Source organism: Streptomyces sp. NBC_00076, from assembly GCF_045041235.1.
GTDB lineage: Bacteria > Actinomycetota > Actinomycetes > Streptomycetales > Streptomycetaceae > Streptomyces.
Map to the genome: position 1 here is coordinate 1,986,605 of NZ_CP108242.1, position 11,183 is coordinate 1,997,787.

The following is an 11,183-nucleotide window of genomic DNA, read 5'->3' on the forward strand; positions in this document are numbered from 1 at the left end:
CAGGTGTGCGGGGTACGGAAGTCGGGAAGGCCGCAGGTGCAGGAGCGGCGGCGATCGGGGGCGGGAATGACCGTTGACGGCGGTTACGCGGACATCTTCGGTCCGCAGGTGCCGCGCACGGGCGACGGAGGCCAGACGTCGACGTTCGCGCTGGCCTCGGCGGCCTATCGGGACAATCCGGTGGAGGAGATCCTCAAGGCCAACAACGAGTGGCACGAATCGGCCGTCAAAGGCGGCCGCAAGTGGGCGAAGATCCTGCGCCCCAACCTGGGCGAGGCGTTCTCCACCGCCGTGGTCGCCCGCATGCTCGGCGCGGGCCGCAAGCCGCTCATCCAGTCCTTCGGCGCGGAGCCGCAGGTCGTGGTCGAGCACTGCCTCGCGGCGAACAACCTCCGCCGGGACCGGGACAACCTGCTGACCATCGTCATGGTGCTGTGCGGGCTGCTGTTCCTGCCCGGGCTGTTGATCTGGCTGCTGGTCTTCCAGATCCGTACGACCATCGCGAAGCAGGAGGGCCGGGCCGGCGCCCTCGGCACCGCGCTGCTCGTGGCGGTCGGTGCCCTCGCCGTGCTCTTCCTGGTCAAGATGCCGTTCACGGGCTTCTGGGCCTGGTACGCGCGCGCTGCGGTGGTCCTGCCGGTGGTCGGCTGGTTCTGGGCCAAGCAGATCTGCGAGCGCACGGCGAGGGATCTGAGGGAGCGCTGGGGCAGCCTGCTGGCCGGCAGCAGCGTCGGGGCGAAGGTGCCCGAGGCGGTACCGACCGGGCCGCGTGAGACCGCCGCCGAGCAACTGCGCCAGTCCCTCGCCAAGTTGAGCGCCGAGCAACAGTCCAACGCCGTGTTCTACGCCGGCCCCAAGGGCATACTCGGCATGGGCACCCGTTGGGGCAGCTGGCAGCTCGCCGAGAACCTGGTGGCCGCCGATCCCACCCGCGAGATCCACCCCTTCCGCAGCTGGGACGTCATACGCTCGATCCACGACCAGCTGCGGATGCTGGAGCGCGGCCCGCTGAACACCGGCGGTTTCCCGAAGCCGTCGATACGGCACTGGGTCGTCACCCCCATCGCGGAGAACGCGAAGGAGGTGTCCCGGCCCGAGGGCACGGACGTGGAGGCGTACCAGGTCAAGTCGCACGCCATCCAGGACATCTGCAACAAGCAGCAGTTCGGCGCGGGCGACCGGCACTACCTGGGCGTGCAGTGGACGCTGTGGGAAGGGCAGCTGGTCATCACCATGCTGATCACGGTGACCGTGCTGCACGAGACCCTGCGCATCGAGGTGACCGGGCACGCGCTGGGACCGGTGCACGGGCTGTTCACCTCGAAGCCGGCGGCCAAGGAGAAGGAAGTCCAGAAGTCGCTGAAGTTCTGGGAGACCCGGAAGGTGAAGCTGCCGCTGGTCGACGCGGACGAGGTGGTCCGGCTGACGGCCCGGGCGCCGCTGACCTGGTATCCGCCGCTGCTCAACTGGCTCGGCGGCAGCCTGGCGCTCCCCGAGCCCTTCGGACTGCGGCACGCCTGGGCGGACAAGCCGTGGCGGCACCGCTTCATGGCTGACGACGCGCTGCGGGCCGCGACGCCGGTGCTGAGGGTGGTGCACTCGGCGGCGATCCGGGTCCTGACCGAGAACGGCGTGGACACGGACAAGTTCGGCACGCGGTCGGCGTTCCTGAGTACGGCGGTGCAGGACACGACACCGAGCAAGGCGGACCTGTACGACGCCTAGAGAGGCCCTGGACCCGCCAAGCCATGAGGGGCTGCCCCGAAAGCCGGGAGCAGCCCCTCACCCGTCCACGAGGTGTTCAGCTCAGGCCGTCGGCCAGGCCTCCGCCAGCATCTTCCGCGTGTCCGCCAGCAGCTGCGGCAGCACCCGGGTGTGGCCGACCACCGGCATGAAGTTGGTGTCGCCGCCCCAGCGCGGGACGAGGTGCTGGTGGAGATGGGCGGCGATACCGGCGCCGGCCACGGCCCCCTGGTTCATGCCGATGTTGAAGCCGTGGGCGCCGGAAGCGGTCCGCAGAGCGGTCATCGCCTGCTTGGTCAGCGCGGCCAGCTCCACCGTCTCCGTTTCCGTGAGGTCCGTGTAGTCGGCGACATGACGGTAGGGGACGACCATCAGGTGGCCGCCGTTGTACGGGTACAGGTTGAGCACGGCGTAGACCTGCTCACCGCGCCGGACGACCAGCCCGTCCTCGTCGGACTTGGCCGGAATCGAGCAGAAGGGACAGCCGTCGTCGGCACCCGGGCCGGTCGGCTTGTTCTCGCCCTGGATGTAGGCCATCCGATGGGGCGTCCACAGACGCTGGAACGCGTCCTGGGTCCCCACGCCCCACTGCTGCTCCGGCTCACTCGTCATGCAATGCAGCATATTGCTTCGCCCGGGCGCGGCGTGTCGTCGGGGTTACGGGAGAGACGTCCCGGCCAAGCTGGGCCGATGGACGACGACAACCGGACGGCACGCTGGGAGCGACGGGCGGGGATTCCGCTCGGGGTCGCCTCACTGCTCTTTCTCGGCTCGTACGGAGTGCGCATTCTGGGAGACGGGCTGCCCGAGCCCGTTCTCGACCTGTCCTTGGCGGTCCTGTACGGATCCTGGGCGCTGTTCGTCGTGGACTACGTGGTGCGCTGGCGTCTGAGCGGCGAGGGGCCGGGGTTTGTCCACCGGCACTGGCTGGACTCGCTGGTCGTCGTGCTGCCCCTGTTGCGGCCGGTGCGCATCGTGCGGGCCTACGACGCCATGCAGGACCGCCGCCAGGGGGAACCCCGGCTGAATCTGCAGGCACGGGTCATGCTCTACGCGGGCCTGGCGTCCACACTGCTCGGCCTGTCCGCCGCCCTTGCCGTGTACCACTACGAGCACGACGCCCCGGGCGCCTCGATCCGCACGTTCGGCGACGCGCTGTGGTGGGCGGTCTCCACGCTGGCGACCGTGGGCTACGGCGACGTCGTCCCCGTGACGACGATGGGGCGGCTGATCGCGGTGCTCCTGATGGGCTGCGGCCTCGCCCTGCTGGGTGCGGTGACGGGGTCGTTCTCGTCGTATCTGATGCAGCGGTTCGCGCGGGCCGGGGACAACCTGGGGCCCCCGGGACGATGACGTCACGGGGGCCCACGGCACGTACGCGTCAGACCTGCGTGCGCTCCTCGACCACCTTCGCGATCTTCGCGAGGGCCTCGTCGACGGGGATGCCGTTCTCCTGCGAGCCGTCGCGGTAACGGAAGGACACCGAGCCGTTCGACATGTCCTCGTCGCCCGCGATGACCATGAAGGGCACCTTCTGCTTCTGGGCGTTGCGGATCTTCTTCTGCATCCGGTCCGAGGAGGAGTCGACCTCGACCCGCAGGCCCTGCCTCTTGGCCGCGGCGGCGAACTTCTCCAGGTACTCGACGTGCCCGTCACCGATCGGGATGCCGACCGCCTGGACCGGGGCCAGCCACGCCGGGAAGGCGCCCGCGTAGTGCTCCAGGAGCACCGCGAAGAACCGCTCGATGGAGCCGAACAGGGCCCGGTGGATCATGACCGGGCGCTGCTTGGAGCCGTCGGGCGAGGTGTACTCCAGCTCGAAGCGCTCGGGCAGGTTGAAGTCCAGCTGGATGGTCGACATCTGCCAGGTGCGGCCGATGGCGTCCTTGGTCTGGACGGAGATCTTCGGGCCGTAGAAGGCGGCGCCGCCCGGGTCCGGGACCAGGGGCAGGCCCTGCTTCTCGGCGACCTCGCGCAACGTCTCGGTGGCCTCTTCCCAGGCCTCGTCGGAGCCGACGAACTTCTCCGGGTCCTTGGTCGACAGCTCCAGGTAGAAGTCGGTCAGACCGTAGTCCCGCAGCAGGCCGAGGACGAAGGTGAGCGTCTTGTCGAGCTCCTCGGACATCTGCTCGCGCGTGCAGTAGATGTGCGCGTCGTCCTGGGTGAAGCCGCGGGCCCGCGTCAGGCCGTGCACGACGCCCGACTTCTCGTACCGGTACACGGTCCCGAACTCGAAGAGACGCAGCGGCAGTTCACGGTACGAACGTCCGCGTGCGTCGAAGATCAGGTTGTGCATCGGGCAGTTCATGGGCTTGAGGTAGTAGTCCACGCCCTCGTCGAGCTGCATGGGCGGGTACATGCCGTCGGCGTACCAGTCCAGGTGGCCCGAGGTCTCGAAGAGCTTCCCCTTCGTCGCGTGCGGGGTGTAGACGAACTCGTAGCCCTCCTCCTCGTGGCGACGGCGCGAGTAGTCCTCCATGACCCGGCGGATGATGCCGCCCTTGGGGTGGAAGACCGCGAGGCCGGAACCGATCTGCTCCGGGATGGAGAACAGGTCGAGCTCGGAGCCCAGCTTGCGGTGGTCGCGCTTCTCGGCCTCGGCGAGGAAGTCGAGGTGCGCCTTCAGCTCGTCCTTGGTCGGCCAGGCGGTGCCGTAGATGCGCTGGAGCATCGGGTTCTTCTCGCTGCCGCGCCAGTAGGCGGCCGCGTTGCGCATCAGCTTGAACGCCGGGATGTTGCGGGTCGACGGCAGGTGGGGACCGCGGCAGAGGTCCTTCCAGCACAGGTCGCCGGTCTTGGCGTCCAGGTTGTCGTAGATCGTCAGCTCGCCGCCGCCGACCTCGACGTCCGCGCCGTCGTCCGTGGAGGCGGAGCCCTTGATGCCGATCAGTTCCAGCTTGTACGGCTCGGACGCCAGCTCCTCGCGAGCCGCCTCGTCGGTGACCACCCGGCGGGCGAACTTCTGCCCCCGCTTCTGGATCTCCTGCATCTTCTTCTCGATGGCCTTGAGATCCTCGGGCGTGAACGGCTTCTCGACGTCGAAGTCGTAGTAGAAGCCGTCCTTGACCGGCGGGCCGATGCCCAGCTTGGCCTCGGGGAAGAGCTCCTGCACGGCCTGCGCCATCACGTGCGCGGTGGAGTGGCGCAGGATGTTGAGGCCGTCCTCGGACGAGATCTCCACGGGCTCCACGACCTCGCCCTCGGCGGGCACGTACGCGAGGTCCTTGAGCTCGCCGCCCACCCGCGCGGCGATGATCGAGCGCTCGCCGGCGAAGAGCTCGGCGGCCGTAGTGCCCGTCGTCACCACGCGTTCGTCCCGCTCGGAATCGCGTTGGATGATCACACGGACGTCTGACACCGGTCTCTCCTGACTGAAGGCGGATGCGGGTGCCGTACCGAGACACGCGCAAGAGGCGATCGTACCGACCCGGGCCCGCCCTCCGCGAAGTCAGTCCCCGCCGCAGGCCTCCTCGAAGAAGGCGGTGATCTCGGCGGTCTCCTGCAGGGACTTCATCAGCCGGTCCCGTTCGGCCTCGTCCACCTGCACCGGTACGACCTCGGACGCGTCCGTGAGCCGCCGGAAGCCGCCCCGGCTCTCCAACCGCCCGAGCACCCGGACCGGCATCCCGACGAGGTGGGCGTGCCCGGCGATCCGGTACGACTCCTCGTCCAGGGTGAGCCGGACGTGCGGGACCTCCGCGCCCGCGATCACCCGCAGCCGCACCGATCCCTCGCCACGCGCCCCCGACCTGCGCATCCGGACCACCGCTCCGGTGATCCGCACCGGCACCGAGGGCTCCTCGCGCAGATAGCGGGCGCCGGCCTCCCGCAGTACGGGCAGGTCCCCCGGCGAGAACTCGACGGCCTCCACGGGGGCCGCGCACCCCTCGGGGACACCGGCCGCCGGTGCCCACTCGACGGCGATGCGGGCACCCTCCGTACCGCGCACCAGGGTGATCAGCGACTCGGTGAGCTCGCGGCTGACGCCTGCCGCCACCGCGCCGTCGAAGGCGTCCATGCCGCCGGTGGCCCGCTGGTAGTCGATGGCCTCGCGGGCGGCGAACAGGGCGTGGTGCAGGCGTACGGCGAGCGGGCGGCCGGTGCCGACGGGCACGAACGCGGTCAGACGGCGGCCCTCGGCGGCGGAACCGACGAGGACGTTCTCCAGGGAAGCGGCGGCGGTACGGCGGTACCGGGCGCCGTAGTAGCCGGCACGCGCGCGGGTGGCGAGCGCCCCGGCGAGCAGCATCTGGCGGGCGGCCGCGCGCAGTTGTTCCTCGACGGTCCAGGGCACGGCGCCGGCCGGGCCGGCCGGGGCGTCGCGCCACCAGCGGATCTCGTCGCTGGGCACGGCGAGGGAGACCAGCACCTCGCGCGCGGAGGGCGCCCCGCTGCGGGACAGCGCGACAAGCGCCTCGCCGAGCAGGTCGTCGCTGTCCGGGAAGGCGCGGCTCTCCGGCACCAGCAGGCTCGTCCCGCCGCCGCCCGGTCCGGGCGGGGTCCAGCGGCCGTAGCGTCCGGCCGCTCCCCCGCGCCGCTGCCAGCCGTGCCGCCGCAGCAGGGCGCCGAGGACGGCGGGGTCGACGTCGGCGGGGTCGGGCGGACGGTTCCAGGCGACGGCACCCTGGGCATCCTGGGCCCCCTCGGCACCTGCGTCCACGGGATGCGGTCGGACGGACCGCAGTGGCTCCCCCGGCGTGCGGTGCGTCATGGTCTGCCTCCCGTCCCGACGCGCGTCATGATCTCGCAGAGCGCCCGGTCGTCGAAGATGCGCGAGGTCGGTATCCGCACGGTGGTCCGGGTCCGGCCGGTGATGGGGTGTCCGGCGAGGTTGACCCAGTAGCAGCAGTGCCTGAGGTCGAGCCGGTCGTGACTGGCACGCAGCCAGTCGTCCTGGGATCTCGGGACGAGCATCACGACCAGGATCTTGTGCACGGAGACCGGGGTGCGGGCCAGCTTGCGCAGGTGGTCGTTGTCGAGCGTGAACGAGAAGGAGCGGCCGGGAGGGTTCGGCGGGATCTGGTAGGTGCACTTGAGCTGCACCTTGATGGTGACCTCGTCGTCGACGGTGTGTCCGGGTGCGCTGTGACTGACGTGCCAGTCGATGCCGTTGTCCGGAAACGGCTGGGACAACGAGCAGCCGGCCGCGGCCGAGACCGCGTGCAGGTAGCCCACCTGCAGTGTCTCCATGCAGGCGGTGGTGGCGAGTGTGCCGCGATGGGGTCCCGCACGTTCGGGCAGCAGCCCGCCCCGTTCGGGCTGCGCTATCGCCATGGCCAACAGCCTTCCCGGACAAGTGAAATGCCCACACCTGGGCCCAGTGAAATTCGCGTCGGGCCGCTGAACTGCACGGACCCGTATTCCTGTTGTGTCCTTCCGGCGTACGCCGCAAACAGCCCGGGTATCACCAAACGGGGCAGACGACGGGGCGTCAGCTGCCGTGGGTGAATGAGGGGTTGTGTTGGTATGGCTTGCTGGTACGAAGGGCCCCTGGCCGCTTTCGACACGGAGACCACGGGCGTGGACGTCGAGACCGACCGGATCGTGTCGGCCGCCGTCGTCGTCCAGGACGGGCCGGGCGCCCGGCCGCGGGTGACCCGGTGGCTGGTGAACCCGGGAGTCCCGGTGCCGGCCGGGGCGACGGAGGTGCACGGACTGACGGAGGAGCATCTGCAGCGCAACGGGCGCTGGCCCGCTCCGGTGATGTACGAGATAGCCGGCGCTCTCGCCGAACAGGCGGTGGTGGGGCGCCCGTTGGTGGTGATGAACGCGCCGTTCGACCTGACGATCCTGGACCGGGAGTTGCGCCGCCACCGGGCCTCGTCCCTGGATCGCTGGTTCGAGTCGTCGCCGCTGCTGGTGCTCGACCCCCGGGTCCTCGACAAGCACCTCGACCGCTACCGCAAGGGCCGGCGCACCCTCACCGACCTGTGCGCGCACTACGACGTCTCACTGGAGGGCGCGCACGACGCGGGCGCCGACGCGCTGGCCGCGCTGGACGTCGTACGGGCCGTCGGGCGCCGGTTCGCGACGCGGTTGGAGCGGCTGAGCGCGGCCGAACTGCACACGCTCCAGGCCGTGTGGCACGCGGCGCAGGCCCGGGGCCTGCAGGCCTGGTTCGCCCGCAGCGGCACGGAGGAGACGGTGGACACGGCGTGGCCGCTGCGTCCGGACCTGCCTGCGGCGGCATGAAGAAGGCCGGTCCGCCTCAGGCGGACCGGCCTTTCCCGGTGGGCGATACTGGGTTCGAACCAGTGACCTCTTCGGTGTGAACGAAGCGCTCTCCCACTGAGCTAATCGCCCGGGAACGCACTGAACAATACAGGTCTCCGCGGGTTTCCTTCAAACCGTTCCCAAGTAGCCGACCAGACCGCGCCGCCCCGCCCGCATCATCAGCCGGTGATTGGCGCGGAAGACCGGCCGCCCCGGTACGGCGAACCGCCTGAGCAGTGGCTTGTTGACGTCGACCACCTGCTCGTAGCGGGCCAGGCTGCCCGTGCCGTCCGCGCTGATCGTCCAGCGGACCCAGCCGTCGATGTCGCCGGACACGGCGACCTCCAGGATCCCGGCCGCCGGATCGCGACGCACTTCACGGGCGGTGAAGGTCATGCCGTACGGCAGGAGTGAGCGGATCGTGACCACTCCGGTCGTCGCGTCGATCCGGTTCACCTCGCGCACCTGGCGCCACCAGCGGGGATAGTCCTCGACCCGCTCCAGCGCGTCGTACACGACGGCGGGGTCGGCGGGCAGGGGCCACCGGCTGCGGAAGCGGTATCGGGTCCAGTCCATGAGCGGATTCTTCCCGTCGACGGGCCCGGTGAGGCGTATCTGAGTACGGCATGAGTACGCGCACTCATGCCGTACGACGTGACGCGGAACACACTCGACGGCATGACGCACATCCCGCCGCCCGCCGAGGAATTGCGGCTCCTCGACGCCGAGCTGTGGCAACTGGACGCCCGCCGAGCCCAGTTGCTGTCACGTCGCGCCTGGCTGGTAGCCCTTCTGCAGCAGCCGCAAGCCCAGCCCCGGACCCAGGCCCATTCGGCGCCGACGCCCGCGGTTCCGCCTCGCCCGGAGGCTTCCGCCCCCAGCGTGCAGAACCTTCTCCTCCTGCTCGGCGGTGTGCTGCTCACCATCGCGGCGATGGTGTTCACCCTGGTCAGCTGGGGGCACCTGGGGATCACCGGGCGGGCCCTGGTGCTGGGCGTGGTCACGCTGGCCGCGCTCGCCGGGCCTGCGGTGCTGCTGAGGCGGGGGCTGCGCTCGACAGCGGAGTCGGTGGCGGGCCTCGGGCTCGCGCTGACGGTGCTGGACGCCTACGCCCTGCACGAGGCCGCCCTGGCCGGAACCGACGGCACCGGGTACGCGGCGGTCGCCTCGGCCGTACTGGCGGGAGTGTGGGCCGCGTACGGTCTGCCGCCGGCCACGGCCGCGCTGCGTCTGCCTCTCCCGACCGCCCTGACCGCGGCCCAGCTGCCGCTGCTGCTCTGGGCGATCGCGGCGGACGCCGGTCCGTACGGGATCACGGCCGCGCTGCTGGTGACGGCGGGGGCCGACACCGGGGTGGCGCTCCGTACGAGCGCCCGGTCCGTGCGGGTCGTCGCCGCCGTCGGCGCGTACGGCACGGGCGCCTGGGGGGTGTTGGCTGCCGGTTGGCTTTGCTGGACGGCCAACGGTCCGGGCGGCGTCGCCCGGGCGGCGGCGCTCCTCCTCCTCGCGGCCGCGATCGCGATGGGCGCGGCCTGGTGGAACGAAGGCGAGAAGCGGACCGTCGGTCTCTCCGTCACCTCGGGGCTGCTCGTGGTCGCCGCGTTCGGCGGTGTGCTGCGCTCCGCGCTGCCGGAGGCGTGGACGGTACCGGCCCATCTGGCGTGCGGGATCGCCCTGTTGGCCGTGGCCCGGTCCGGGCGGCTGCCCGAAGCGGTGCGGCACGGCCTCGCCTGGGCCTCCGGCTCCGTACAGGCACTCGCCGTGCTGTGGACGGTGCCCGTCCTCACCGTCACGCTGCTGGGGCCGGTCGGCCGGGTGGCGCACGCGTGGACCGGCGCTCCCTCGGACGCCCGGGACGCGGCGACCGTCGGCGTGCCCTGGCCGCCGCACGCCGTGGCGGTCCCCGTCGTCCTCGTGGCCGTGGCGGGCGTGCTCGTCCTGGCGGTCCGGGACACGACGTGGCGGCCCCGGGCCCTGACCGGTGCGCTGGGGTTGCTCTGGGCCACGGCCGCGACCCTTCCGGCGGTCCTCGAACTCCCCTACGCGGTCGGCCTGTCGGTCCTCGGCGTCACGGTCGCCGCGACCCTCGCGGCGGAGGGAGCCGTACACCGCGCGACACCGGTGCGGCAGGACACGGTGGCGAGCGGCACGCCCTCGACCGCGCCCGGAGGGACGCCGTCACCGGCCCCGGACTCGCCCGCTCCACCGGTCGCCGCGTCCCGGCCCACCGCGACGCCGACGTCCGTACGGAACTTCCCGCCCGCTCGCACCACGGCCACCGTCCTCGCCCTGGTCGCCTCGCTCGACCTCGCCTTCCTCTCCCTCGCCACGCAGACCGCGACGCTCGTCGTGCTGGCCGCGCTGACCACGCTGTTCACAGCCGCCTCCTGGCGCTCGCGGCTCGCCCCGGTCACCGCGCCGGCCGCGCTCGCATACGCCGCCGCACTGGCCTGCGCGACGGGTGCCGCCGCGCACTGGACACCGGCGCACACCGCCCTGCTGGTCCTCGTGGTGCCCGCGGTCGCCGCGCTGCTCGCGCCGCGACTCGGCGGCTCCCCGGCGACCATGCCGGTCGAGGCGGCGGGCGCGGTCGCCGGGCTGCTCGCCGTGGCCCTCGCCGGCACCGATCTGCCCGTGCTCGCCCTGGTCCTGGCCCTGTGCGGAGTGATCACGGCAGGCACGGCCGTACGAGCGGACCGTCGCCCCCTCGGCTACGCGGCCACCGCTCTCTTCGTGCTCGCCACCTGGGTCCGTCTGACCTCCTGGGACGTCGGGACCCCCGAGGCGTACACGCTCCCGGTCACCGTCCCCGCACTGCTCGTGGGCATGCTGCGCCGACACCGCGACCCGCGGGCCTCGTCCTGGACGGCGTACGGCCCCGGACTCGCCGCCACCCTGCTCCCGAGCCTGGTCGCGGCCTGGGGCGACGCGTCCTGGACGCGCCCGCTGCTGCTCGGCGCGGCGGCTCTGCTGGTCACCCTGCTGGGCGCCCGCCACCATCTCCAGGCACCGCTCGTGCTCGGCGGCTCGGTGCTCGCCCTGGTCGCCCTGCACGAGCTCGCGCCGTACCTCGTGCAGGTGACCGGGCTGCTCCCCCGCTGGGCACTTCCCGCCCTCGTCGGTCTGCTGCTGCTCGCACTCGGGGCGACGTACGAGCAGCGCATCCGGGACGTCCGACGGGTGCGGGAGGTGCTGGGGAGGATGAGCTAGCCCCCGAACCAGCCCCT

9 protein-coding genes and 1 tRNA gene are annotated in these 11,183 nt (G+C 71.6%); 4 read left to right on the forward strand and 6 right to left on the reverse strand.

Annotated features, from left to right (window positions below; all coding sequences use genetic code 11):
* Nucleotides 1-66 precede the first annotated feature (66 nt).
* A complete protein-coding gene (locus OHA64_RS09110) occupies nucleotides 67-1,725 on the forward strand; it encodes a hypothetical protein (RefSeq protein ID WP_405610593.1) in 1,659 nt (552 codons plus the stop codon).
* A gap of 81 nt (nucleotides 1,726-1,806) precedes the next feature.
* Here the strand turns inward: OHA64_RS09110 and OHA64_RS09115 are convergent, their stop codons facing one another.
* The gene (locus OHA64_RS09115) at nucleotides 1,807-2,367 is read right to left on the reverse strand and encodes an HIT family protein (protein WP_405610596.1); all 561 of its coding nucleotides are present in this window, start codon (nucleotides 2,365-2,367) and stop codon (nucleotides 1,807-1,809) included.
* Between the two features lie 66 nt (nucleotides 2,368-2,433).
* Here OHA64_RS09115 and OHA64_RS09120 point away from each other — a divergent pair, with 66 nt between their 5' ends.
* Nucleotides 2,434-3,096 carry a potassium channel family protein gene (locus tag OHA64_RS09120; RefSeq protein ID WP_405610599.1) on the forward strand — a complete coding sequence of 221 codons (663 nt, stop codon included), beginning with the start codon at nucleotides 2,434-2,436 and terminating at the stop codon, nucleotides 3,094-3,096.
* Between the two features lie 28 nt (nucleotides 3,097-3,124).
* Here OHA64_RS09120 and thrS read toward each other — a convergent pair whose 3' ends face one another.
* The 3 genes from thrS to OHA64_RS09135 form a co-directional block, all read right to left on the reverse strand.
* A complete protein-coding gene (gene thrS / locus OHA64_RS09125) occupies nucleotides 3,125-5,101 on the reverse strand; it encodes a threonine--tRNA ligase (RefSeq protein ID WP_405610602.1) in 1,977 nt (658 codons plus the stop codon).
* A gap of 90 nt (nucleotides 5,102-5,191) precedes the next feature.
* A complete protein-coding gene (locus tag OHA64_RS09130; RefSeq protein WP_405610605.1) occupies nucleotides 5,192-6,454 on the reverse strand; it encodes a hypothetical protein in 1,263 nt (420 codons plus the stop codon).
* Nucleotides 6,451-7,017, reverse strand: a complete 567-nt coding sequence (locus OHA64_RS09135; protein ID WP_362444226.1) for a DUF4365 domain-containing protein — start codon at nucleotides 7,015-7,017, stop codon at nucleotides 6,451-6,453. The genes OHA64_RS09130 and OHA64_RS09135 overlap by 4 nt, the downstream gene beginning before the upstream one ends.
* Before the next feature lie 192 nt (nucleotides 7,018-7,209).
* Here OHA64_RS09135 and OHA64_RS09140 point away from each other — a divergent pair, with 192 nt between their 5' ends.
* Nucleotides 7,210-7,935, forward strand: coding sequence for a 3'-5' exonuclease (locus OHA64_RS09140; protein WP_405610609.1), 726 nt, complete (start codon nucleotides 7,210-7,212; stop codon nucleotides 7,933-7,935).
* A gap of 39 nt (nucleotides 7,936-7,974) precedes the next feature.
* Here the strand turns inward: OHA64_RS09140 and OHA64_RS09145 are convergent.
* Nucleotides 7,975-8,046 (reverse strand) — tRNA-Val (locus OHA64_RS09145).
* Nucleotides 8,047-8,085: 39 nt separating this feature from the next.
* Complete coding sequence (locus OHA64_RS09150) at nucleotides 8,086-8,532, reverse strand: SRPBCC family protein (protein WP_405610612.1); 447 nt, start codon at nucleotides 8,530-8,532, stop codon at nucleotides 8,086-8,088.
* A gap of 66 nt (nucleotides 8,533-8,598) precedes the next feature.
* On the opposite strand from OHA64_RS09150, the gene OHA64_RS09155 reads away from it, so the two are divergent.
* Nucleotides 8,599-11,166, forward strand: coding sequence for an SCO7613 C-terminal domain-containing membrane protein (locus tag OHA64_RS09155; protein WP_405610615.1), 2,568 nt, complete (start codon nucleotides 8,599-8,601; stop codon nucleotides 11,164-11,166).
* Nucleotides 11,167-11,183 lie beyond the last annotated feature (17 nt).

Excerpts from the sequence above, each read along its gene's own strand:
- OHA64_RS09110 (WP_405610593.1), top strand. The coding sequence starts at position 67 with ATGACCGTTGACGGCGGTTACGCGGACATCTTCGGTCCGCAGGTGCCG.
- OHA64_RS09115 (WP_405610596.1), bottom strand. The coding sequence starts at position 2,367 with ATGCTGCATTGCATGACGAGTGAGCCGGAGCAGCAGTGGGGCGTGGGG.
- OHA64_RS09120 (WP_405610599.1), top strand. The coding sequence starts at position 2,434 with ATGGACGACGACAACCGGACGGCACGCTGGGAGCGACGGGCGGGGATT.
- OHA64_RS09130 (WP_405610605.1), bottom strand. The coding sequence starts at position 6,454 with ATGACGCACCGCACGCCGGGGGAGCCACTGCGGTCCGTCCGACCGCAT.
- OHA64_RS09135 (WP_362444226.1), bottom strand. The coding sequence starts at position 7,017 with ATGGCGATAGCGCAGCCCGAACGGGGCGGGCTGCTGCCCGAACGTGCG.
- OHA64_RS09140 (WP_405610609.1), top strand. The coding sequence starts at position 7,210 with ATGGCTTGCTGGTACGAAGGGCCCCTGGCCGCTTTCGACACGGAGACC.
- OHA64_RS09150 (WP_405610612.1), bottom strand. The coding sequence starts at position 8,532 with ATGGACTGGACCCGATACCGCTTCCGCAGCCGGTGGCCCCTGCCCGCC.
- OHA64_RS09155 (WP_405610615.1), top strand. The coding sequence starts at position 8,599 with ATGCCGTACGACGTGACGCGGAACACACTCGACGGCATGACGCACATC.